Annotated in this window: 18 protein-coding genes; 11 read left to right on the plus strand and 7 right to left on the minus strand. The window is 61.2% G+C overall.

All coding sequences use genetic code 11. The features are described from left to right. A partial coding sequence (locus NJC38_RS15890; RefSeq protein ID WP_253115657.1) for a transposase occupies positions 1 to 604 on the plus strand: 604 nt, incomplete at its 5' end. Between the two features lie 263 nt (positions 605 to 867). Here NJC38_RS15890 and NJC38_RS15895 read toward each other — a convergent pair. The 3 genes from NJC38_RS15895 to NJC38_RS15905 all read right to left on the minus strand — a co-directional run bounded on the left by NJC38_RS15895 (position 868) and on the right by NJC38_RS15905 (position 4,835). Continuing rightward, positions 868 to 3,279, minus strand: a complete 2,412-nt coding sequence (locus tag NJC38_RS15895; protein ID WP_253115659.1) for a TonB-dependent receptor — start codon at positions 3,277 to 3,279, stop codon at positions 868 to 870. Between the two features lie 90 nt (positions 3,280 to 3,369). Further along, entirely contained in the window at positions 3,370 to 4,320 is a 951-nt protein-coding gene (locus NJC38_RS15900) for a FecR domain-containing protein (protein WP_253115661.1), read from the minus strand. Beyond that, complete coding sequence (locus tag NJC38_RS15905; protein ID WP_253115872.1) at positions 4,320 to 4,835, minus strand: sigma-70 family RNA polymerase sigma factor; 516 nt, start codon at positions 4,833 to 4,835, stop codon at positions 4,320 to 4,322. The genes NJC38_RS15900 and NJC38_RS15905 overlap by 1 nt, the downstream gene beginning before the upstream one ends. 148 nt (positions 4,836 to 4,983) lie before the next feature. Here NJC38_RS15905 and NJC38_RS15910 point away from each other — a divergent pair, with 148 nt between their 5' ends. Then, entirely contained in the window at positions 4,984 to 5,310 is a 327-nt protein-coding gene (locus NJC38_RS15910) for a hypothetical protein (protein ID WP_045491896.1), read from the plus strand. An 18-nt stretch (positions 5,311 to 5,328) separates the two neighbouring features. On the opposite strand, the gene NJC38_RS15915 is transcribed toward NJC38_RS15910, so the two are convergent. Next, on the minus strand, positions 5,329 to 5,724 hold the full coding sequence (locus NJC38_RS15915) for a hypothetical protein (RefSeq protein ID WP_253115662.1): 396 nt from the start codon (positions 5,722 to 5,724) through the stop codon (positions 5,329 to 5,331). A gap of 278 nt (positions 5,725 to 6,002) precedes the next feature. On the opposite strand from NJC38_RS15915, the gene NJC38_RS15920 reads away from it, so the two are divergent. From NJC38_RS15920 to NJC38_RS15960, 9 genes are all read left to right on the plus strand, one after another. After that, positions 6,003 to 6,962, plus strand: a complete 960-nt coding sequence (locus NJC38_RS15920; protein WP_045491891.1) for an AraC family transcriptional regulator — start codon at positions 6,003 to 6,005, stop codon at positions 6,960 to 6,962. 434 nt (positions 6,963 to 7,396) lie between these two features. After that, positions 7,397 to 8,752, plus strand: a complete 1,356-nt coding sequence (gene benA / locus NJC38_RS15925; protein WP_045494852.1) for a benzoate 1,2-dioxygenase large subunit — start codon at positions 7,397 to 7,399, stop codon at positions 8,750 to 8,752. After that, positions 8,752 to 9,240 (plus strand): benzoate 1,2-dioxygenase small subunit, encoded by a 489-nt coding sequence (gene benB / locus NJC38_RS15930; protein ID WP_045491888.1) that lies wholly within the window; start codon positions 8,752 to 8,754, stop codon positions 9,238 to 9,240. Before benA ends, benB begins: the two co-directional genes overlap by 1 nt. Before the next feature lie 46 nt (positions 9,241 to 9,286). Then, the gene (gene benC, locus NJC38_RS15935; RefSeq protein WP_045491886.1) at positions 9,287 to 10,297 is read left to right on the plus strand and encodes a benzoate 1,2-dioxygenase electron transfer component BenC; all 1,011 of its coding nucleotides are present in this window, start codon (positions 9,287 to 9,289) and stop codon (positions 10,295 to 10,297) included. A gap of 15 nt (positions 10,298 to 10,312) precedes the next feature. After that, positions 10,313 to 11,083, plus strand: coding sequence for a 1,6-dihydroxycyclohexa-2,4-diene-1-carboxylate dehydrogenase (locus NJC38_RS15940; RefSeq protein ID WP_253115664.1), 771 nt, complete (start codon positions 10,313 to 10,315; stop codon positions 11,081 to 11,083). 120 nt (positions 11,084 to 11,203) lie between these two features. Then, complete coding sequence (locus NJC38_RS15945; protein WP_253115666.1) at positions 11,204 to 12,544, plus strand: MFS transporter; 1,341 nt, start codon at positions 11,204 to 11,206, stop codon at positions 12,542 to 12,544. Positions 12,545 to 12,626: 82 nt separating this feature from the next. Continuing rightward, on the plus strand, positions 12,627 to 13,829 hold the full coding sequence (locus NJC38_RS15950) for a benzoate/H(+) symporter BenE family transporter (RefSeq protein WP_253115668.1): 1,203 nt from the start codon (positions 12,627 to 12,629) through the stop codon (positions 13,827 to 13,829). A 79-nt stretch (positions 13,830 to 13,908) separates the two neighbouring features. Continuing rightward, on the plus strand, positions 13,909 to 15,186 hold the full coding sequence (locus tag NJC38_RS15955; protein WP_253115670.1) for an OprD family porin: 1,278 nt from the start codon (positions 13,909 to 13,911) through the stop codon (positions 15,184 to 15,186). A 36-nt stretch (positions 15,187 to 15,222) separates the two neighbouring features. Continuing rightward, a complete protein-coding gene (locus NJC38_RS15960) occupies positions 15,223 to 15,444 on the plus strand; it encodes a hypothetical protein (protein ID WP_253115673.1) in 222 nt (73 codons plus the stop codon). Between the two features lie 437 nt (positions 15,445 to 15,881). Here NJC38_RS15960 and NJC38_RS15965 read toward each other — a convergent pair whose 3' ends face one another. From NJC38_RS15965 to NJC38_RS15975, 3 genes are all read right to left on the minus strand, one after another. Further along, positions 15,882 to 18,350, minus strand: coding sequence for an EAL domain-containing protein (locus NJC38_RS15965; RefSeq protein ID WP_253115675.1), 2,469 nt, complete (start codon positions 18,348 to 18,350; stop codon positions 15,882 to 15,884). A 247-nt stretch (positions 18,351 to 18,597) separates the two neighbouring features. Further along, positions 18,598 to 20,544, minus strand: a complete 1,947-nt coding sequence (locus tag NJC38_RS15970; RefSeq protein ID WP_253115677.1) for a methyl-accepting chemotaxis protein — start codon at positions 20,542 to 20,544, stop codon at positions 18,598 to 18,600. A gap of 276 nt (positions 20,545 to 20,820) precedes the next feature. Further along, a complete protein-coding gene (locus NJC38_RS15975) occupies positions 20,821 to 22,767 on the minus strand; it encodes a methyl-accepting chemotaxis protein (RefSeq protein ID WP_253115679.1) in 1,947 nt (648 codons plus the stop codon). Positions 22,768 to 22,915 lie beyond the last annotated feature (148 nt).

The following is a 22,915-nucleotide window of genomic DNA, read 5'->3' on the forward strand; positions in this document are numbered from 1 at the left end:
TTTCAACGTCGTGGTCGAGTTCGACCGCCAGTTATCGCCAGGCCAGGACGCAGTGGGTATCGACCTCGGACTGAAAACCACGGCCACCTGCAGCGACGGTGATCGCCTTGAAAGCGGCAGGTTCTACAGGGATCTGGAGAGAGCCCTGGGCACGGCCCAGCGTGCCGGCAAGAAGGCTCGTGTGCGGGCGATTCACGCCAAGGTTGCGAACCGCCGCAAGGATGCCCTGCATAAGTTCAGCAACGCGCTGGTCGCGCGTTGTGGCGTCATTGTGGTGGGCGATGTGAACTCACTGAAACTCGCGAAAACCAGGATGGCCAAGTCGGTGCTGGACGCCGGCTGGGGCCAATTGAAAACCATGCTGGAATACAAATGCGATCACGCAGGCACGGTTTTCAAGGTTGTCAGCGAGAGAAACACCACCCAAACCTGTTCGAGCTGCAAGCAATTGCCGGACTCGAGGCCGAGAGGTATCGCAGGGCTTGGAATAAGGGAATGGACTTGTTGTGGGTGCGGTGTCACCCACGACCGCGACGTCAACGCCGCCAAGAACATTCTCGCGCTCGGGCATGAGCGTCCAATTGTGGGAATCCCGGCCCTTTAGGGCGGGGAGGATGTCAAGTAATGGATTTCATACTTGTCCAGCATTCGCTTGCCCGCAAGTCCCAGTCTGCTCCGCCAGTGAGAAATATTATCATTTCTAATGGTGTTTTGGCATCAAACCTTAATACCAATACATTCACTTAAGTACTGTATGCCCCCGGTGGGAGCGACCTTGGTCTGGGCGGCATTGCGACGAAGAGGCCGGTTAAGTCACTGCCCAGAACAACCCGCCCGGCGCTGGAACCGGGCGGGATCGGGCTTGGTTTAAAAGTCGACCGTCGCCGACAGCTGCAACGTGCGGGGTGCGCCCAGGGAGAACGCCCCGTAGGAGGCGACGCCCGACCAATACTGTTTATCGAACACGTTTTGTACGCTGGCCCTGAACGTGGTCGGGCGTTGAGCGATTCGGGTCGTATAGCGCGCGCCCAGATCGATACGGGTCCACGGGTCGAGCGCCTGGTTGTTGGCCTGGTCGACGTATTGTTTGCCGGTATAGATCGCACCGCTGGTCAGGGTCAGGCCCTCGATGGCGGGGGTGTCCCATTCGGCCCACAGGTTGGCCTGGACCTTCGGCACGCCGACCGGAGTGTTGCCGCGATTGGCCGCTGTGGCGGTCTCGGTCAGTTCGGCGTCCAGCAAGGTCAGGCCGCCAAGCAGGCGCGTGCCGCGCGTGACTTCGCCGAACACATTGAGCTCCACCCCCCGGTTGCGTTGCTCGCCTTGCACCGCGTACACACCATCGCTCAACTCGCCGCTGGGTTTTTTGATCTGAAACAGGCTGAGGGTCGATGAGAATGTCCCGTAATCGGCCTTGATGCCGACTTCGTGCTGACGGCTGATATAGGGTGCGAAGATTTCCCCGGCGTTGCTTGCCGTCGCCGGTGCCACATCGCCTTTGCTCAAGCCTTCGATGTAGTTGTAGTACAGCGAGACGTGTTCCCAGGGCTTGATGACCACGCCAAATAACGGCGTGGTTTTGCTTTCGTCATAACGCGAGGTCACCGCGCCAGCGGCATTGAAGTTATCCGATTCGATGCTCTGCTGGCGCAGACCGGCGGTGACCTGCAGCTGCTCGTCGAACATTGACAGGGTATCGGCCAAGGCCAGACCGGACAGCTCGGTTTGTGAGACTTTTGCCGGGTCGGGGCGGGCGATCGAAGGCTTGGCACTGTCTTGCGGGTGATACAGGTTTGAGCGCAATGCGGCGCCGGAAATGATGCCGCGCGACAGCTCGTCCCGGTAGCGCGTGGCCTGTAATGTGGCGCTATGGCTCACCGCTCCAGTGTCGAAACTCCAGCGCGCACCGGCATCGACGGTATAACGCTCAACTTCGAAGCGGTAATAACCGGGCACTGAGCTGGTATCGCCTGCGCGGTTGAGCAGGGTGGGCGTCTGATCCGACAGGCGATTGACTTGCGAACGACCGCCACCGGCGTGGGCGAACAGGGTCAGCGAGTCGCTCAGATCGTACTCGCCACTGAGCAGGGCGGTTTTGTCACGGGTTTCTGACCAGCCCCAGGCTTGCGAGACGTTTTTGCGGCCGTTGCTGGCTGAAGGTATCGGCTGGCCTGCGGCAATCAGGAACGGCCGCGATGCCGCGTCGAAGTGTTCGGTCTGGCTGATCAGGTCCAGTGAGGTGCGCAGCCGTTCGCCCTGATAATCGAGCGACAGCGCGCCAATATTCACCTCGCGTTGCTGTTTGTCGATGCGCGTATCACCTTGCTGGGTACTGCCATTGAACCGCACGCCGAACTGGCGCGACTCGCCAAAGCGGCGGCTGAGGTCCATGCGCCCGCCGAGTTGCGAGTCACTGGCGTAGCTGGCCGTAAAGCGGTTCAGGTCTTCATCCAGAGCGCGCTTGGGCACGATATTGATCACCCCGCCGACGCCGCTGTTGGGTGACATGCCGTAGAGCAGGGCGGCAGGGCCTTTAAGCACTTCAATGCGTTCGGCGTACTCGGTAAACACCCGATAGTTGGGGGCCACGCCATACACGCCATCGAAGGCCAGCTCGCCGAGGTTGCCTTCGCCTACCGGAAAACCGCGAATGAAGAACGAGTCGACGATCCCGCCGGTCTGCCCGGTAGAGCGCACCGATGAGTCGCGTTCAAGGGCATCGGCAACCGTCACCGCCTGCTGGTCGCTGATCATCTTTGCGGTGTACTGGCTGACGCTGAACGGGGTATCCATGATGTCGCGGTTACCCAGCAGGCCCACACGTCCGCCCCTGGCAACCTGACCGCCGGCGTAGGCTTCGGGCAGGCTGCCAGGGTGACTTGAGCTGGCGCTGATTGTGGTGCTGTCAAGGGTCAGGCCGCTGCTGGGCGGTTGTGGAGCCAGGCTGTAACTGCCATCGCCGCGCTCGACCAGCACCAGCCCGCTACCGGCCAGCAGCCGGGTCAGGGCTTGCCGGGCGGTGAAGTCACCGGTTAGCCCCGGACTGTTCAAGCCTTCGGTAAGCGCCGGCTGAAACGACAAGGCCACTCCGGCCTCAACGGCAAAGCTGGACAGGGTCGCGCCCAGCGGCCCCGGAGCAATCCGGTAAGAATGGCTGGGGCCGTCGAGGCTGGCGGCAACGACCGGTAATGTGCCGATGGCCGCGCTCAATGAAAGACCGAGAAGGGTATTGCGAACAGCCAGGATGAGTGCACGAGGCGGGAAAGGAGTGGCAGACATGCAGGAACCTTGTTGGCGAAGATGGCAGGGTGTATGTCCTTGCCAGCCAGGAACGAAAAAAGTATCAGGCCTGCCGGGAAATAATCCGGCCTACGTCGCGGACAACGTGGTCCAGTAGCCGCCCAGATGCTCGCTGACCGTCAGTGAGTAGGTTTGCGCCAGCATCTGCAAGGCGCGTCGGGTGTCTTGCAGCGGGAAGGCACCGGCCACCCGCAGCCCGGCAATCGCCGGGTCACAGCGCAGCACGCCGGGGCGATAGCGGCCCAGCTCGGTGATGAAGTCGTCAAGGCGCTGGTTATCGGCCAGCAACATGCCGCGGGTCCAGGCGCCGGCTGCCGGGTCGAGTGCCAGAGGCACGGCATATTCGCGGCTGGTGAATTGCACACTCTGCCCGGCATTGACCCGCCTCGCAGCGCCTGCCTGCGCATCATTGAGCTGGACCTGCACCGCGCCTTCGAGCACCTGCAAGCGGGTACTGGCCTTGAGCACCCGGACGATGAACCGCGTCCCGAGCGCCTGCATCCGGCCTTGCGCTGTGCTTACCCGCAACGGCCGCCGGTCGCTGGCGGTCTGCACCAGCAGTTCACCGGCCAGCATGCGGATCAGACGCTGCTGGTCATCAAAGCGCACATCAATGGCCGTGTCGGTATTGAGAGTGAGCTGTGAGCCATCAGCCAGGGTCAGCTCGCGGCGCTCACCCACAGCGCTGCGGTAGTCCGCCGACCAATGCCCGGTGTCGAAAACCTTCCAGCCCGCCCAACCGGTCGGCAGCACCGCCAGCAGCACGGCCAGCTTGCCGACCAGCGCCCGACGCTCGCGGCTGGCCGGGCGATCCAGCGCCGCCATGGCCAGTGTCGGCGGCAAACCGCCAAGCTTGCTTTGCAACAGTTGCGCGCGCTGCCAGGCGTGCGCACGCGCCGGGCTACTGGCCTGCCAGGCCAGCCACTCGACCCGCTCATGCTCATTCAGCCCGCCCTCGTTCAAGCGCATCAGCCATTCAGCGGCTTCTTCCAGGGCCTGATGCTCACCGGTTGCAGACATCATTCGACCAGCAACAGGCACTGGACGAAGGCCTGCTTCATGTAGCGTTTGACGCTGATCAGCGAGATGTCCAATTCGGTGGCGATGTCCTGATACTTGAGGCCGGCGATCTGCGAGAGCAGGAAGGTGCGCTTCACCAGCGGCGGCAGCGCATCGAGCATGGCGTCGATGTCATGCAGCGTCTCCAGCACCATCAGCCGCACCTCGGGCGATGGCACCTCAGGCTCAGGCAGCTGCGCAAGCGCCTCAAGGTAGGCGCGCTCCAGCGCCTTGCGCTGATACCAGTTGACCAGAATGCCCTTGGCCACACAGTGCAGGTAAGCACGCGGCTGCTCGATGCGGGTCACGCGTGAGGCCAGGATCCGGGTGAAGGTATCCTGAGCCAGATCTGCCGCATCCATGGCATTGCCCAGCTTGTTGCGCAGCATGCTGTACAGCCAGCTGTGATGACTGCTGTACAAGGCTTCGATCATGCTCAGGTGGGCCGCGGAAGTCGCTGGTGGGACATCACTCATGGCGTGAATGGCTAGCATTTGAGAAAGGTTCCCAATGCTAGTGAGGGCACGGCAGTCATGCAAGTGGCAGATAGCGCTCATGATGCCGGGAACGAAGCCGCTCGCCACGCAGTCAACGCTGTATCCCCCACCTAAAAAGGTACAGTTCATGGCCCGTGATATTTCCGACAAGCTCGCTCGCGACCTGCACGACAAGACCCGTTCGGAACTCGACAGCTTTCTTGATCAGGCCGATGCCTTGATCAAACGCGGTCACGCCATTGGCGCTAATCGCGGACCGCAGTCGCGCCATCTGCTAGGTCAACTGCTCGACCGCGCTGACGCTCTGCTTGCGCCCAAACGACCCAAGCCGGTCAGCGCCGGCCCGTCGAAGCTGGAACAGGCCAAGGCGTTCGCCCGCGCCAATCCGGGCAAGGCTGCGCTGGTCGCTGTCGGGGTCGGGTTGATTCTCAAGCGTATGTTGTCGCGGGGCTGAACCTGCGGCGCCAGCCATTCAGGTATCGCGTAGCAGGTCGTTGGCGTTAAGCAGGTCCCAGGCGATGTGCGGGCGCTTTTCCAGGCCCCGGCGGATCGCCGCCGGGATCGCCTGGCGAGTCTTGCGGCATAAGCCGGGCAGGTCGTCCAGCTGAATGCCGATACCACGCATGCTGCGCACTTCATTAAAACCGGGGGCGATGTGCACCCGAACCCCCAGTTGTTCGAAGATCCGCTTTTGCAGATGTTCCAGTTGCGCCAGGCTTTCGACGTTTTCCAGGCGTTCGAGCAAGCGCTTTTCCTGCTCGCGGGTCAGCAGCAGGATGCGCTGGTCGGTGCCGGGTGCGTGCAATTGTTCACGCCGACAATCACAGGCGCCGGGCGGGCAGGGATGGCGAAGCGGGCTCGTGCTCATGGTTGCAGCATACTCACTCGTATCCAAATGTGAATATCCGTTCGCGACGGATCAGCCACAAGCCGCGTTCCAGACGCTCCTGTCAAGTACGGCCTGACGGTCCCGTTCGATTATCGCCCGGATAGCACTGAAGGCTGATTGACGCTTGTCGCGCGGCGACCTTACTCTGAAGGCCAGTGACCGATGAGTGGGCCGTCAGAGCACCGCCGATTAGCCTCTGCCTGGTGCGACCACGCCACGGCAGCCCGACAAGAATAATTACAAGAGTGCCTTGCCTTATGGATAGTCGTCTGCTCAGTGAGCGCAGTCGGGTGTTCGACCGTGCCGACCCGCATCTCGTATCGGGCTATGTGAACCAGCATGTCGGTACCCACAATATTCGTATGCCGGCAGCAGGCCGTCCATTGGCCAGCCTCAATCATCGCCAGTTCGCCAACCTTGACCTGTGCCGTATCAGCTATGGCGGCAGCGTCAGGGTCATTTCCCAGTCGCTGGAAACCATCTTCCATTTGCAGATCCTGTTGAGTGGCCACTGCCTGTGGCGTGGGCATCGTCAGGAGCATTACTTCGCCCCCGGTGAGCTGCTGCTGATCAACCCTGATGACCCTGTGGACCTGACCTATTCGGATGATTGCGAGAAGTTTATCCTCAAAATGCCAGTGAGCCTGATCGAGTCGGTGTGCGAACAGCAGCGTTGGCAGCACCCGCGTGACGGGGTGCGGTTTACCGAAAATCGCTATCAGTTGCCGGGCCTCGATGGCTTCGTCAATCTGCTGGCCATGGTCTGTCAGGAGGCTGAGGCTGACGAGCGGATGCTCAAGGTCGAGGAGCACTACGCGCAGATTGTCGCCAGCAAGATGCTGACCCTGATGAAGACCAACGTCAGCCGCGAAAACCTCGCCGGGCAGCCGGCAGTGTTCGAACGGCTGCTCGATTACATCGAGCGCAACCTCAAACACGATATCGACCTCGATGCCCTGGCCATCCAGGCCGGGGTCAGCCTGCGCAGCCTGTACGGGCTGTTCGAGCGGCATCTGGGCGTCACGCCAAAACTCTACGTGCGCCAGCGCAGGCTTGAACGTATCCATGCCTGCCTCAAAGACCCCAACTGCACCGTGCGCAGCCTCACCGAAATTGCCATGGACCATGGCTTTTTGCATCTGGGGCGCTTCTCGGAAAGCTACCGCCAGCGCTTCGGCGAACTGCCCTCCGATACCCTCAAGCGCCGACAGCTTTAACGCCTGCTGGCTCGGTAGGCACTACCGGGCGGCAGATTCTCTGCGCCGATGCTCCCGCTGCTTCTGCTTTTCGAGCCGAAATATCACAGACGCCGCCGAACGCGACTTTGGCGCTGGCCGACCGCCAAATCGGCACCGGAGTGAGCGAACCCCGCCCGCAAAGGGCGGGGCCAAGCCAGGAGCAATGCCTTTGGTTACTTTGGGCGAAACCAAAGTGACCCGCCCGTCGGGGCTGAACCCGAGGCACAGGCAACTGCGGCAATGACCTTTGCATAAACCGAAAGATCTTCGCGGCTAAAGCCGCTCCCACAAATGCCCCCGGCCAACCCCCGCTTTGCAGAAAACGGATAGCGATCTGCAAGAACCGGATATTGCCCATCCCGCCCTGACCCTAACCTGACCCGGCCTGAACAATAACAATGGAGGCCCTGGCCATGTCCCTGGGATTCGACTACCTGAACTCACTGCTCCAGGAAGACAAGGAGCAGGGCATCTTCCGCTGCAAGCGCGAGATGTTCACCGATGCGCGCCTGTTCGATCTGGAGATGAAGCACATATTCGAAGGCAACTGGATCTACCTGGCCCACGAGAGCCAGATCCCTGAGGTCAATGATTTTCTGACCACCAGCATCGGTCGCCAGCCGATCTTCATTGCCCGCAACAAGGACGGCGAACTCAACGCCTTTCTCAATGCCTGCAGCCATCGCGGCGCGATGCTGTGCCGGCACAAGCGCGGCAACAAATCCTCCTATACCTGCCCGTTCCATGGCTGGACGTTCAATACCAACGGCAAACTGCTCAAGGTCAAGGACCCCAAGGACGCCGGTTATCCGGCAAGCTTCAACTGCGAAGGCTCCCATGACCTGACCCGCGTGGCGCGGTTCGAGTCTTACCGGGGCTTTCTGTTCGGCAGCCTGAATGCCGATGTGCTGCCGCTGGTCGAGCACCTGGGCGAGTCGGCGAAGATCATCGACATGATCGTCGATCAGTCGCCTGAGGGCCTGGAAGTGCTGCGTGGTTCCAGCAGTTATATCTACGAAGGCAACTGGAAGCTGACCGCCGAAAACGGCGCCGATGGCTACCACGTCAGCGCCGTGCACTGGAACTACGCTGCCACCCAGAACCAGCGCAAGCTGCGTGAAGCCGGTGAAGAGATCAAGACCATGAGCGCCGGCAGTTGGGGCAAGACCGGTGGCGGGTTCTACTCCTTCGACAAGGGCCACCTGCTGCTCTGGACCCGTTGGGCCAACCCGGAAGACCGGCCGCTGTTCGAGCGCCGCGACGAACTGGCCAAGGACTTCGGCCAGGCCCGTGCCGACTGGATGATCCAGAACTCGCGCAACCTGTGCCTGTACCCCAATGTGTACCTGATGGACCAGTTCAGCTCGCAGATCCGCATCGCCCGGCCGATTGCGGTGGACAAGACCGAGATCACCATCTACTGCATCGCCCCCAAGGGTGAGAGCAGCGAGGCCCGGGCCAAGCGCATTCGTCAGTACGAAGACTTTTTCAACGTCAGCGGCATGGCCACCCCGGACGACCTAGAAGAATTCCGCTCGTGCCAGATGGGCTACCAGGGTTCACGGGGCTGGAACGACATGTCGCGCGGTGCCGCGCACTGGATCGAGGGCGCTGATGCCGCTGCCCAGGAGATCGAACTCAAACCGTTGCTGTCCGGGGTGCGCACTGAAGACGAAGGCCTGTTCGTGCTGCAACACAAGTATTGGCAGCAAACCATGCTCAAGGCCGTAGCTGACGAACCGCAACTGATCCCTGTGGAGGCTGTGTGATGAGCGCCCTGTATGAAACCGTGCGGGATTTTCTGTACCGCGAGGCGCGCTACCTGGATGACGCCGACTGGGACAACTGGCTGGAACTGTACAGCAGCGACGCGACCTTCTGGATGCCGGCCTGGGACGATAACGACGAGCTGACCCAAGACCCGCAAAAGGAAATCTCGCTGATCTGGTACGGCAACCGTGGCGGCCTGGAAGACCGGGTGTTCCGGATCAAGACCGAACGCTCCAGCGCAACCATTCCCGACACCCGCACCTCGCACAACATCAGCAACATCGAAGTGCTGGAGCAGGACGACGGGCAGTGCAAGGTGCGTTTCAACTGGCACACCCTGAGCTTTCGCTACAAGACCGTCGACAGCTATTTCGGCACCAGCTTCTACACCCTCGATATCCGCGGTGGGCAGCCCTTGATCAGGGCCAAGAAAGTGGTGCTCAAGAACGACTACGTACGTCAGCTGATCGACGTTTATCACATCTGAATCGGCGTGGCTGAATGACTGGCCGACTGCTGCTGCGAGGTGCGTCATGCACAAGATTGCCCTGAATTTCGAAGACGGCGTGACCCGTTTCATCGACGCCGCTGCCACCGAGACGGTTGCTGATGCGGCCTATCGGCAAGGTATCAATATCCCGCTCGATTGCCGTGACGGCGCTTGCGGCACCTGCAAGTGTTTCGCCGAAGCCGGCCGCTACGAGCTGGGCGAGGACTATATCGAAGACGCATTGACTGAAGACGAAGCCGCACAAGGCTATGTACTGACCTGCCAGATGCGCGCTGAAAGTGACTGCGTGATCCGCATCCCGGCGTCCTCGGATGTGTGCAAGACCCGCCAGGCCAGTTTTGAGGCGGCGATCAGCCAGGTCGAGAAGCTCTCTGACAGCACCATCGCCCTTAAAATCAAAGGTGAGTCGCTGAGCCAGCTGGCGTTTCTGCCTGGTCAGTACGTCAACCTCAAGGTGCCGGGCAGCGAGCAAAGCCGCGCCTACTCGTTCAGCTCATTGCAGAAAAACGGCGAGGTCAGCTTTCTGATCCGCAACGTGCCGGGCGGGTTGATGAGCAGCTTCCTCACCGGTATGGCCAAGGCCGGCGACAGCATGACCCTGGCCGGCCCGTTGGGCAGTTTCTACCTGCGTGACATCAAGCGCCCGCTGTTGCTGCTGGCTGGTGGTACGGGGCTGGCGCCGTTCACCGCGATGCTGGAGAAAATAGTGGAGCAGGGCAGCGAGCACCCACTGCATCTGATCTATGGGGTGACCCATGACAGCGACCTGGTGGAGATGGACGTGCTGGCCGATTTCGCCACGCGGATTCCCGACTTCAGCTACAGCGCCTGTGTGTCCAGCCCGGACAGCAGTTACCCGCACAAGGGCTTTGTCACCCATCACATCGAGCCCAAGCATCTCAACGACGGCGACGTTGATGTCTACCTGTGCGGCCCCCCGCCGATGGTCGAGGCGGTCAGCCAGTTTATCCGCGAGCAGGGCATCACGCCGGCGAACTTCTATTTCGAAAAATTCGCCGCCAGTGCGGCCTGAACCAGGGAGGCTGTGATGAGCAAGCGATTTGCAGACAAAGTGGTGCTGGTCACCGGTGCCGCGCAAGGCATTGGCCGACGGCTCGCCGAGCGGTTGCTGAGCGAAGGCGCATGGCTGGTGGCGGTGGACCGTAGCGAGCTGGTGTTCGAGCTGGCCGACAGCCTGGACGACCAATGCCTGGCGCTGACCGCTGACCTTGAGCGCTGCGAAGACGCGCAGCGGGTCATGGCGGCGGCCGTTGAGCGCTTTGGTCGGCTGGACGTGCTGATCAATAACGTGGGCGGGACCATCTGGGCCAAGCCCTTCGAGCACTATCAGGCACAGGAAATTGAAGCGGAGGTGCGTCGCTCGTTGTTCCCGACCCTGTGGTGCTGTCATGCCGCACTGCCGTACATGCTGGAGCAGGGCAGCGGCGCGATCGTCAACGTGTCGTCGATTGCCACCCGTGGCGTTAATCGCGTGCCCTACGGCGCGGCCAAGGGCGGGGTCAACGCGTTGACCGCTTGCCTGGCGTTCGAAACCGCCGGGCGCGGGATCCGCGTCAATGCCACTGCACCGGGCGGCACCCAAGCGCCACCGCGGCGCATTGCGCGCAACGCTGCGCCGCAGAGCGAGCAGGAGAAGGTCTGGTATCAGCAGATCGTCGACCAGACCCTGGGCAGCAGCCTGATGAAACGCTACGGCAGCCTTGATGAGCAGGTTGGCGCCATTCTGTTCCTGGCCTCGGACGAGGCTTCGTACATCACCGGCGTAACGCTGCCGGTAGGCGGCGGGGATCTGGGGTAGGGCAGCGCTTTGCGCTGCATTGGCTGGCAACCGGAGTGCCGACCAATGCAGTGCGTGGCACTGTCTGAAAAAGCTTATACGCAGCAATGCTCTCCACAACAAAAACAAGAGATTGATGCCATGCGAAACATCGACGTACACGCAATTATCGACAACGCGCGGTTCGGCCGCTTCCACTGGATGGTGATGAGCTGGTGTGCCTTGCTGTTGATCTTCGACGGCTATGACCTGTTCATTTATGGCGTGGTATTGCCTGCGATCATGAAAGAGTGGGGGCTGACCCCGCTGCAGGCCGGTGCACTGGGCAGCTACGCGCTGTTTGGGATGATGTTCGGTGCCTTGGCGTTCGGCAGCCTGGCTGACCGGATCGGGCGCAAAAAGGGCATTGCCATCTGCTTTGCGCTGTTCAGCGGCGCAACCATCGTCAACGGCTTCGCCAGCAGCCCCACCGAGTTTGGTATCTGCCGCTTTATCGCAGGGTTAGGCTGTGGCGGCCTGATGCCCAACGCCGTGGCACTGATGAACGAATACGCCCCCAAGCGTATGCGCAGCACCCTGGTGGCGGTGATGTTCAGCGGTTATTCACTCGGTGGCATGCTCGCGGCCGGGGTGGGCATCTTCATGCTGCCGCGCTTCGGTTGGGAGTCGATGTTCTTGGTCGCCGCACTGCCGCTGTTGCTGCTGCCAGCGATCCTCTACTACCTGCCCGAGTCAATCGGTTTTCTGGTGCGCCAGGGCCGCAGTGATGAAGCGCGCAAACTGCTCAATCGGCTCGATGCCAGCCACAACCTCACGACCGATGACGTACTGGTTGTAAGCGATGCCAAAGGCAAAGGCGTGGCGGTTCTGGAGCTGTTTCGCGAGGGCCGTGCGGTGCGCACGCTGGCGTTGTGGGTGGCGTTCTTCTGCTGCCTGCTGATGGTGTATGCGCTCAGCTCCTGGCTGCCGAAACTGATGGCCAACGCCGGCTATAGCCTGGGCTCGAGCTTGTCGTTCTTGCTGGCGCTGAACTTCGGCGGGATGTTCGGGGCGATCTTCGGCGGCTGGCTGGGTGACCGTCTGAACCTGACCAAAGTCACTGTAGGCTTCTTCATTCTTGGTGCCGTGTCGATCAGCCTGCTGGGCTTCAACAGCCCGATGCCAATGCTGTACCTGCTGATCTTCATCGCCGGGGCCACCACCATCGGTACCCAGATTCTGCTGTATGCCGGCGCGGCGCAGCTGTACGGCCTGTCGATGCGCTCCACAGGTCTTGGCTGGGCCTCGGGCATCGGCCGCAACGGCGCCATCGTCGGCCCGCTGCTCGGCGGCGCGCTGATGGGCATCAACCTGCCGCTGCAACTGAACTTCATGGCCTTCGCCATCCCCGGTGCCATCGCGGCGATTGCCATGACCGTGTTCGCCATCAGCGCGCAACGCCAGGCGATTGCCAGTGCGCCGCTGCTGGCCAGGCAGGCCTGAAATCCATCTGCGCGAGCGAGCGACCTGGCGCTCGCGCAGAGGCTCCGCTCGCTTATAAAAATGCTACGTCTTGCGAGGTCCCATGAACGACCTGTTCAAGGATGCGTCCCTGTCTGCGGTGTTGGCCGGCTGCATTGCCACGGTGATTTCCTATGCCGGGCCGCTGGTGATTATCTTCCAGGCGGCTGACTCGGCGCAGTTGTCCAATGCCCAACTGTCGTCGTGGATCTGGGCCATTTCCATCGGTAGCGCGTTGTTGGGCGGCTTGCTCAGCCTGCGCTACAAGGTGCCGGTGGTGATTGCCTGGTCCATTCCGGGCAGTGCGTTGCTGGTGTCGCAATTGCCGCAGTTGGGGCTCAACCAGGCGGTGGGCGCTTATTTGGTCGCCAGCCTGATCATCGGGGTGGTTGGTCTGAGTGGCGCCTTCGACCGAATCATTGCCCGCTTGCCGGGTTCGATCGCTGCGGGGCTGCAAGCCGGGATTCTGTTCAGCTTCGGCACGGCGCTGTTCGAGTCACTGCCGGCCAAGCCCTGGCTGGTGCTGGCAATGTTCGCCACCTATGTGTCGATGCGGCGCCTGTTGCCACGTTACGCGGTGATGGCGGTGCTGCTGGTCGGTGCGCTGATGACCTGGCTGAACGGTGATTTCAAGGGCGATGCGCTGGTGCTGGGGCTGGCCACACCGACCCTGATCACACCTGAGTTCAGCGTTGAAGCGACCCTGAATCTGGCCTTGCCGCTGGTACTGGTGGCGCTGACCGGGCAATTCATGCCGGGTATGGCGGTACTGCGCAACGCCGGTTACCAGACCCCGGCCAGCCCGCTGATCAGCGCCAGCGCCCTGGGCAGCGCCTTGTTGGCGCCGTTCGGTTGCCATGGCCTGAACCTGGCGGCGGTCACCGCCAGCCTGTGTACCGGCCGCGAAGCCCATGAAAGCCCCAGGCGGCGTTACATCGCGGCGCTGGCCGGCAGCCTGCTGTACCTGATTCTGGGCATTGCCGGGGCCACCCTGGTGTCGCTGTTTGCTGCCTTTCCCAAAGAACTGATCGCTGCACTGGCCGGGCTTGCGCTGTTCGGTGCAATCAGCGAGGCACTGAGCCGCAGCAGTGCGCAACCCGCTGAGCGCGACGCCGGGCTGTTCACCTTTCTGGTGACCGCCTCGGGGGTGTCATTGCTCGGCTTGTCGGCGGCCTTCTGGGGCTTGCTGGCGGGGTTGATCGTGCACGTCGCGATGCAGGCACGACGGCCGTCGTCGGTGGCGGCCTTGCCTGGCGAAAAAACCTGAAAGCGTTGCCCCTCAGCGCAGGCTGTGCCGGTTTCGGCGCGCTGAGGCTTCACTTATTCATAACAACAAGAGAACAACCATGAGCCAACAGCAGATCGCCAAGCGTCACCTCATCAGCCTGGTCAGCCTGAGCCTGCCGCTGACCGCGTTAACCGCCGGCGCAGCGGAGAAAGAGGGCTTTATCGACGGCGCCAGTGCCACCTTACAAGCGCGCAATTACTACTTCAGCCGTGATTTCTCTGACATTGTCGGCGCCAACCGGCAGTCAAAGCAGGAGGAGTGGGCGCAGGGCTTCATCCTCAATGTGAAGTCCGGCTACACCCCAGGTGTGATCGGGTTCGGCCTGGACGTTACCGGGCTGCTGGGTATCAAACTCGACAGCAGCCCGGATCGGGTCAACACCGGCTTGCTGCCTACCCACGGCGATGGCCGGGCAGCCGATGAGTACAGCCGGGTCGCGGCGACCTTCAAGGCGCGGCTCTCGAAGACCGAACTCAAAGTTGGCGAACTGCAACCCAACCTGCCGGTGCTGAGCTTCAGTGACATTCGCCTGTTGCCGCCGAGCTATCAGGGCGTGGCGCTCAGTTCCAGTGAAATCAGCGGCCTGACCCTGCAGGCCGGCCACCTCAACAGCACCCACCTGCGCAACGAAGCCGGCGACGACAAACTCAACGCCATGCTTGGCCATGTGCCGCAACGCCAGGCGGCTGCCGATGCCTTCAACTACCTGGGCGGCGACTACAGCTTCAACGACAAACGCAGCTCATTGAGCCTGTGGTACGGCCAGCTTGAAGACATCTATGCGCAAGGCTTCGTCGGCCTCAAACACAGCCAGCCAGTGGGCAACTGGGTGCTGGGCGCCAACCTGGGTTACTACAGCGCCAAAGAAGATGGCGACAAGTTGCTTGGCACTATCGACAACCAAGCGTTCTTCTCGCTGCTGTCGGCCAAGCGTGGTGGGCACACCTTTTATGTTGGCTACCAGGCCATGTACGGCGACAGCCCGTTCCCCAGGGTATTTGCCAACATCACCCCGCTGGGCAACGAAGTGCCGACCTACGAGTTTGCCTACACCGACGAGCGCTCCTGGCAATTGCGTTATGACTATGACTTCAGCGCCCTGGGTGTTCCGGGCCTGACCACCACCGTGCGCTACATCAGCGGTGATAACGTCACCACCGGGGCCGGTTATGAAGGCAAAGACCGCGAGCGCGATCTGGACATCGGCTATGTGGTGCAGAGCGGCACCTTGCAAGGCCTGGGCATTCGCGTGCGTAACGTTGCGGCACGTTCCAACTACCGCAGTGATATCGACGAAAACCGGCTGATTCTTAGCTATACGTGGAAACTGCTGTAGGCGCTCAGCGCTTCGCTGCAGTTGCGAATTGACCTTGTGCTCCGTGCCAGCACCAATGGTCGCGATTGTCGGCGTCTGCAAGATCGCATTCCAAAAAAACGCGCCCGGCTCGAAAGCTCTGTTGCCATTGCCATTGCCATTGCCATTGCCATTGCCATTGCCATTGCCATTGCCATTGCCGTTGCCGTTGATCTTGCTCTTCGAGCCGAGATGGCACAGACGACGCCAATCGCGACGATTGGCGCTGGCCGAGCGTAGGTGTCGATTTGGTGGGAAAGCCGGCAGGGAAGCCGGCTTTAGGTGCGCTGGGCAGGACGCCCATCGCGCCGACCGCCAAATCGGCACCGGAGCGAGGGGACCCCCGCAGGGGGCCAAGACCGGAGCTAGCGCTTTGGTTACTTTGGCGCCCCAAAGTAACCCGCTCGTAAAGAGCGGAACCCAACGCACAGACAACCGCGGCAATGATCCTTGCAACGAACCAAACCGTTCGCGGCTAAAGCCAACGCTGTTCACTTAGGAACTGCATGCCCCCGGTGGTAAGAGCCGGCCGGCGCTCCGGTTGCTCGCGAAGACGGCGGCACATTCACTACAAATGCTGTGACTTTAACGGCCTCTTCACGAGCAAGCTCGTTCCCACAGAGATTTGCGGCGCCTAATTGAACAGTATTGCGGCTAAAGCCGCTCCTACCGCCACATCACATCTTCTTCTTGCGCTCATGCGTCGGCGACGGCCTGCCAAACAGATACCCCTGCAGGTGCGAACAGCCCTCGGCCCGCAGCCGCGCATACTGCTCTTCGGTTTCGACCCCTTCAGCCGTGGTCTTGATCAACAAGCTGCTGCTGATCCCGGTAATCGCCCGAATGATCGACATCGCCTCACGGCTTTCTTCCATCTCATGCACGAATGACTTGTCAATCTTGATCCGGTCGAACGGGAACGAACGCAAGTAGCCCAGCGACGAATAGCCGGTACCAAAGTCATCCAGCGCAATACCGACCCCCAAGGCCTTGAGTGCACGCAAGGTCTCAAGGTTCTCTTCGTTATTTTCCAGCAACACCGACTCGGTGATCTCCAGCTCCAGACGATGTGGCGCCAGGCCCGAGTCATCCAGCGCCAGCTTGACGATACTGACCAGCTCGCGGTTCTTGAACTGCGCCGGCGACAGGTTCACCGCCACACTCTGCTCAGTGCCCCAGGTGCACGCCTCTTGGCAGGCCAGGTTCAAGGCCCGGGCGCCGACCTCGTGAATCAGGCCGGTCTCCTCGGCAACCGGAATGAACTCCAGCGGCATCACCAGCCCCTTTGACGGGTGTTGCCAGCGCATCAGGGCTTCGTAGCCGGTGATGCAGCTTGTGTCCATGCCAATGATGGGCTGGTAATACAGGTGCAACTGGCCAAGGTGCAGCGCCTTGCGCAGATCGATCTCCATCAGCCGACGGCGCTGGGCAGCCTCGGCCATGTCCTCGTGGAACACCTCATAGCGGTTGCGACCATTGCGCTTGGCTTCGTACAGCGCCATGTCGGCATGACCGAGTAGCAGTTCGGCGTGCTCATGCGGGTTGCGAGTAAAAGCGATACCGATACTCACGCCGATCAGGAAGTTATGGCCGTCCATGAGAAACGCCGGGGCGATGCAATCGATGATGCGCTGCGCAGTACGCAAAGCGTCTTCAGGGCGATCGATGCGCGGCAGGACAATGGCAAATTCATCGCCGCCCAGCCGCGCCAAGGTGTCTTCGTCGCGCAGTACCCCGTGCAGCCGTTCGGCCACCGCGCGTAACAGCTTGTCGCCAAAGGCATGGCCGAAAGCGTCGTTGACGTTCTTGAACTTGTCCAGATCAAGGCACAGGGTGGCGACCATGCGTTGATTCATGGCGCAATTGTGCAGCGCCGCTTGTAGCTCTTCGTGCAGCAAGGTGCGGTTGGCCAGACCGGTCAATGAGTCGTGGTGCGCCATATGATGGATCTGCTCGCGGGCGGCGATCTCGTCAGTGACGTCTTCGGTAATCAGCAGCACATAGTCCGAGTGCGCATCGACATCAATGCGGCGCAGGCTCTTGGTGCGTAGCACCCGCGGGCCGATGGCGGTCCGCAAACGATCTTCGGCCAGCCGCATGCCGGCGCCGTTCAGGCATTGATTAGTCTGTTCGCGAATATAGTCGGCCAGGTTGGCAGGCAGGCACTCATGCACGCGACGGCCGACCATTGACTGTGCGCTGCCAAAAATTCGCTGCGCTTGCTCGTTGGCCAGCAACACCTCGCGGCTACTGGCGTCCTGCACGATAACCCCGGCCGGAATGCTGCCGATCACCGAGTCGAGAAAGCGTGACAGGGCTGCCATCTTTTCGCTGTAGCGCTCGGCCAGTTCTTTAGCGGCCAGCACCTGCAGCTCGGCCTCGCGGCGCTCGGTGATATCCCGGGTAATCTTGGAGAAGCCGATCAACAGACCGTCTTCGTCATGCATGGGGACGATCAGCACGTGAGTCCAGAAGGTGCTGCCATCCTTGCGCTGGCGCACGCCCTCGGCCTCGAACCGGCCGTCACGCAGTGCGGTGGCCAGGCCACGATCCGGCAGGCCTTTGGCGCGGTCCTCGGCGGTGTAGAACAGCGAGAAGTGCTGACCGACGATTTCTTCGGCCAGATAACCCTTGGTGCGCTGCGCTCCGGAGTTCCAGTTCACGACATGGCCGTCCGGGTCAAGCATGTAGATCGCGTAGTCAGGAACCCCCTGCACCAGCAGACGAAAGCGCCGTTCCTGTTCGCGCTGGGCCATCAAGGCCTGCCGTTGCGCCGTCCCGTCACGGGTGACTTTGGCGAAACCGATCAGCGTACCGTCATCAGCACGAATCGCGTCGATGATCACGTGCGCCCAGAAGGTACTGCCGTCTTTGCGCAGGCGCCAGCCTTCAGCCTCGAACCGGCCGGTCTGACGAGCAATGTTCAGGCCGTGCATGGGGACGTCACGGGCACGTTCGTCTTCGCTATAAAACAACGAAAAATGCTGACCGACGATTTCCTCGGCCTTGTACTGCTTGGCCCGTTCGGCGCCGCTGTTCCAGTTGGCGACTACTCCCTCCGGGGTCAGCATATAGATGGCATAACCCACAACGCTCTGCACCAGCAGGCGATACATCACATCCGTGTTTTCAGCTACCAGTGTCATTGCTACACATGTCGTCCAGGGTAAGGGCAGGGTGTGCGTACTGCACTTTAATGGTGCGCAAGCACGCTAGCTAGCGCATTGCCATTATTTCACGTGGGGGTAATTGAGCGACACCCGTATTCAGGTTATTTCACGCCAATTAGGGGGGAAGAAAACTGCGGGTGTTAACGATGCGCAATCAGGAGTGCGTTCCTGATAGGCCGACGGTCAGCGCCGCGCACTGTTGATGTGCGCGGCGCGGCGCCAATCAGGTGCGAAAGCGCCGTACCAGTGCGTCGAGTTCGTCAGACAACGACGCCAGGCTCTGCGAGTCGGACCTTGCCGACTGCGCAAGCTCGACCACCAACTGCGCATCGCCATGGATCTGGCTGATATGCCGGTTGATGTCTTCGGCGACCTGATGCTGCTCTTCGGCAGCGGTGGCGATCTGGGTGTTCATGTCCCGGATTACATCCACCGACTCGCGGATCAGGCTGAAGCTGCTGCGTGCCTGGCCGATCTTGCTCACCGACTGCTGCGACACCTGCAGGCTCGAATGCATTTGTTGCGCGACCGAGGCGGTACGGCTGGCCAGGTTGCCGAGCAAGGTGTCGATCTCGGCGGTGGAGTCGGCTGTGCGTTTGGCCAGCGCCCGGACTTCGTCGGCCACCACTGCAAACCCACGGCCTTGCTCACCGGCGCGCGCCGCTTCGATGGCGGCGTTGAGCGCCAGCAGGTTGGTTTGCTCGGCAATCGAGCGGATGGTGTCGAGAATCGACTGAATGTCGTTGCTGTCTTTTTCCAGCTGGCTCATGTCCTTGGCCGAGCGAGAGATTTCTTCGCTGAGCCGGTCGACACTGTGCACCGCGTCGTCGATCTGCCGCTGGCCGTCGCGGGCCTGTTGCTGGCTGGTGTCGGCCGATTCGGCGGCCTGGCTGCAGGAGCGGGCGACTTCGTTGGCGGTGGCGACCATTTCGTGGAAGGCGGTAGAGACCATGTCCACTGCTTCACGCTGACGATTGGCGGCGTCGGCCATGTCACCTGACACTTGGGTGGCGCTGCGTGAGGCCGCCAGAATACTGCTGGCGGCGCCGGCGATGTGCTGGATCAGGCTGCGGATCGCGCCCAGGAACTGGTTGAACCAGCCGGCCAGTCTGGCGGTTTCGTCATTGCCACGTACCGCCAGGGTCACGGTCAGATCGCCTTCGCCCTGGGCAATGCCTTCCAGGCCGCTGGATACACCATTGATCGGCCGTACGATCAGGCTGGCGAAGCTGGCACCGATCAACGCAAACACCACGGCGAGCACGGCGGCAATCACCCCGATCAGCCAGGTCAGGTTGTTGGCCGAGGCCATGACTTCGTCACGCTTGATCAGGCCGATAAAGCTCCAGCCCAGTTGCGTCGACGGGTAAACGTTGGCCATGTAGCGCTCGCCATTGAGCTGCACTTCGCGCAGGCCCTGGCTGGCCTTGGCCAGTTCGCGGTAGCCGTCGCCCAGCTCCGCGAGCTTTTTGAAGTTGTGTTCCGGCTTGCTCGGGTCGACCAGCACATTGCCGTTGTTTTCCACCAGCATCAGGTAGCCGCTGTTGCCCAGCTTGATCTGCTTGACGATGGTGGTCAGTTGTTTGAGTGACACATCAATGTTGATCACCCCGCCCGGATTGCCCAAGGCGGTGGGGATCGCCCGTACGGTGCTGACCAGTACCGCGTCGTCGGCTGCCCAGTAGTGCGCTTCGGTGCGCAGCGTCTTGTTCGGGCTGGCCATCGCCAGGCTGTACCAGGGGCGAGTACGCGGGTCATAGCTTTTCAGGTCGGGCTCGCCCGGACCAATCGCATAGCTGCCATTGCTCAGGCCAAACTGCACATAGGCATAGGCCGGGTGGCTCTTGATCAGGCGGCTGAACAGGTCGGTCAGTTGCCGGTCGGTGTCCGAGGCCGCCACGCTCTGAGCATCGGCGCTGACGTAGCTCTTCACATCGTTGCCGGCATTGAGCAGCAGCGGGTGGCTGGCCAGGTTATCAACGTTCTGGCTGATGCCTTCGAAAAACAACTGCATGGCGTTCTCGACCTGGCGGATTTCCCGGCCACTGCTGTCGGTGAAGGTGTCGGTCGCTTCACTACGCAAATTGAGAATGACGATGCTGGCCACCACCACGATGGGCAGGCACGCGATGACCGCGAAGGCGCCGGTCAGCTTTTGTTTGATGTTCATTCAGGCTCCGGATTGTTATTAGGACCAGGATGCGACCGCCGCTGTGCACGCAGGGTGGGTCTAGCCGCGAGAAAACCGGGGCTTGGCAGGTAACCGTCAGGGTCTCGGCCAATAAGTGCGATTCTTTAGCTTTTTGTCTGATGGTATGCCAATTTTTTCTATCGGGGATCATTGGCAATGCTTGAACTAGAGGGGTTTAGGCGAAAACTGAGCGAGCGGGGAGGCCAGAAAGCAACAAGGCGGCCGAAGCCGCCTTTTGCTTGAGCAGGGTAGCAATCAGGTGCGGAACTTGCGCACCAGGGTATCGAGTTCATTGGACAGCGACGCCAGGCTTTGCGAATCCACCCGTGCCGATTGAGCCAGTTCCACCACCAGCTGTGCATCGCCATGGATCTGGCTGATGTGCCGGTTGATGTCCTCGGCGACCTGATGCTGCTCTTCGGCGGCGGTCGCGATCTGGGTGTTCATGTCGCGGATCACATCCACCGATTCGCGGATCTGGCCGAAACTGGTGCGTGCCTGGCCGATCTTGCTGACTGACTGCTGCGACACTTCCAGGCTTGAATGCATCTGCTGGGCGACCGAGGCCGTACGGCGGGCCAGATTGCCGAGCAGGGTGTCGATTTCTGCGGTGGAGTCGGCGGTGCGTTTGGCCAGCGCCCGGACTTCGTCGGCCACCACGGCAAAACCACGGCCCTGTTCACCGGCCCGCGCCGCTTCGATGGCGGCGTTGAGCGCCAGCAGGTTGGTTTGCTCGGCAATCGAACGGATGGTGTCGAGAATCGACTGAATGTCGTTGCTGTCTTTTTCCAGCTGGCTCATGTCCTTGGCCGAGCGAGCGATTTCCTCGCTGAGCTGGTCGACACTGTGCACCGCGTCGTCGATCTGCCGTTGACCGTCGCGGGCCTGTTGCTGGCTGGTGTCGGCCGACTCGGCGGCCTGGCTGCACGAGCGGGCGACTTCGTTGGCGGTGGCGACCATTTCGTGGAAGGCGGTAGAGACCATGTCCACTGCTTCGCGCTGGCGATTGGCGGCGTCGGCCATGTTGCCCGAGACCCGGGTTGCGCTCTGGGAGGCATCGAGAATGCTGTGCGCAGCATTGGTGATGTGCTGGATCAGGCTGCGGATGGCGCCCAGGAACTGGTTGAACCAGCCGGCCAGTTTGGCGGTTTCGTCATTGCCGCGCACCGGTAGGGTCACGGTCAGGTCACCTTCACCCTGGGCAATGCCTTCCAGGCCGCTGGATACGCCGTTGATCGGCCGCACGATAAGGCTAGCGAAGCTGGCCCCCACCAGGGCGAACACCACGGCCAGCACGGCAGCAATAATGCCGATCAGCCAGGTCAGGCTATTGGCCGAGGCCATGACTTCGTCCTGCTTGATCAGGCCGATGAAGCTCCAGCCCAGTTTGTCAGCCGGATAGACGTTGGCCATGTAGCGCTCGCCGTTCAGCTCGACCTTGACCAGGCCCTTGCCGGCCTTGGCCAGCTCACTGTAGCCGCCGCCCAGTTCGCCGAGCTTTTTGAAGTTGTTTTCCGGTTTGTTCGGGTCGACCAGCACGTTGCCGTTGTTTTCCAGCAGCATCAGGTAACCGCTTTCACCCAGCTTGATCTGTTTGACGATGCCCGTCAGCTGCTTGAGTGAAACATCAATGTTGACGACACCCCCAGGGTTGCCGAGTACGTTGGGGATAGCTCGAATGGTGCTGACCAATACCGCGTCATCGTTCGCCCAGTAGTAAGCCTCGCTTCGCACGGTCTTGCCTGGGTTGGCCAGGGCGGTCTTGTACCAGGGCCGGACGCGCGGGTCGTAGTTTTTCAAGGTCTTGTCTTCGGGCCACATCGCATAGCTGCCGTTGGCCAGACCATAAGAGACATACGAGTACGCCGGATGACTTTTTGCCAGACGGGTAAACAGGTCAAACAATTGTTTGTCGGTCTCCGACGGTGGGGTGCTCAGCGGGTCCGGACCGGTAAAATTCTTGACGTCGTTACCTGCATTGGCCAGCAGCGGATAAGAGGCCAGATACTCGACATTCTGGCTGATACCGTCGAAGAACAACTGCATGGCATTCTCGACCTGGCGGATTTCCCGTCCGCTGTTGTCGACAAAATCATCCGTGGCCTCTGTGCGCAGGTTGACGATAACGATGCTGGCGACAACGACAATCGGCAAACACGCGATAACCGCGAACGCCCCTGTCAGCTTCTGTTTGATATTCATTTTGGCTCCGGATTATTTTTATACATCGCAATTGAGCAACCGCTGATGCACGCTGCGTGCCGGTCCCAGCAAAACCGGTAAAAGCAGAAGTACACGTTAGTAACGTCGGCGTTGCGGCGGGATTCTTGAGTGGCTGCTTGCGCTTAAA

Source organism: Pseudomonas sp. 21LCFQ010 (assembly GCF_024129905.1).
GTDB lineage: Bacteria > Pseudomonadota > Gammaproteobacteria > Pseudomonadales > Pseudomonadaceae > Aquipseudomonas.

Coding starts and splice junctions, on each gene's coding strand:
- NJC38_RS15895 (WP_253115659.1), bottom strand. CDS start 3,279: ATGTCTGCCACTCCTTTCCCGCCTCGTGCACTCATCCTGGCTGTTCGC.
- NJC38_RS15900 (WP_253115661.1), bottom strand. CDS start 4,320: ATGTCTGCAACCGGTGAGCATCAGGCCCTGGAAGAAGCCGCTGAATGG.
- NJC38_RS15905 (WP_253115872.1), bottom strand. CDS start 4,835: ATGAGTGATGTCCCACCAGCGACTTCCGCGGCCCACCTGAGCATGATC.
- NJC38_RS15910 (WP_045491896.1), top strand. CDS start 4,984: ATGGCCCGTGATATTTCCGACAAGCTCGCTCGCGACCTGCACGACAAG.
- NJC38_RS15915 (WP_253115662.1), bottom strand. CDS start 5,724: ATGAGCACGAGCCCGCTTCGCCATCCCTGCCCGCCCGGCGCCTGTGAT.
- NJC38_RS15920 (WP_045491891.1), top strand. CDS start 6,003: ATGGATAGTCGTCTGCTCAGTGAGCGCAGTCGGGTGTTCGACCGTGCC.
- benA (WP_045494852.1), top strand. CDS start 7,397: ATGTCCCTGGGATTCGACTACCTGAACTCACTGCTCCAGGAAGACAAG.
- benB (WP_045491888.1), top strand. CDS start 8,752: ATGAGCGCCCTGTATGAAACCGTGCGGGATTTTCTGTACCGCGAGGCG.
- benC (WP_045491886.1), top strand. CDS start 9,287: ATGCACAAGATTGCCCTGAATTTCGAAGACGGCGTGACCCGTTTCATC.
- NJC38_RS15940 (WP_253115664.1), top strand. CDS start 10,313: ATGAGCAAGCGATTTGCAGACAAAGTGGTGCTGGTCACCGGTGCCGCG.
- NJC38_RS15945 (WP_253115666.1), top strand. CDS start 11,204: ATGCGAAACATCGACGTACACGCAATTATCGACAACGCGCGGTTCGGC.
- NJC38_RS15950 (WP_253115668.1), top strand. CDS start 12,627: ATGAACGACCTGTTCAAGGATGCGTCCCTGTCTGCGGTGTTGGCCGGC.
- NJC38_RS15955 (WP_253115670.1), top strand. CDS start 13,909: ATGAGCCAACAGCAGATCGCCAAGCGTCACCTCATCAGCCTGGTCAGC.
- NJC38_RS15965 (WP_253115675.1), bottom strand. CDS start 18,350: ATGACACTGGTAGCTGAAAACACGGATGTGATGTATCGCCTGCTGGTG.
- NJC38_RS15970 (WP_253115677.1), bottom strand. CDS start 20,544: ATGAACATCAAACAAAAGCTGACCGGCGCCTTCGCGGTCATCGCGTGC.
- NJC38_RS15975 (WP_253115679.1), bottom strand. CDS start 22,767: ATGAATATCAAACAGAAGCTGACAGGGGCGTTCGCGGTTATCGCGTGT.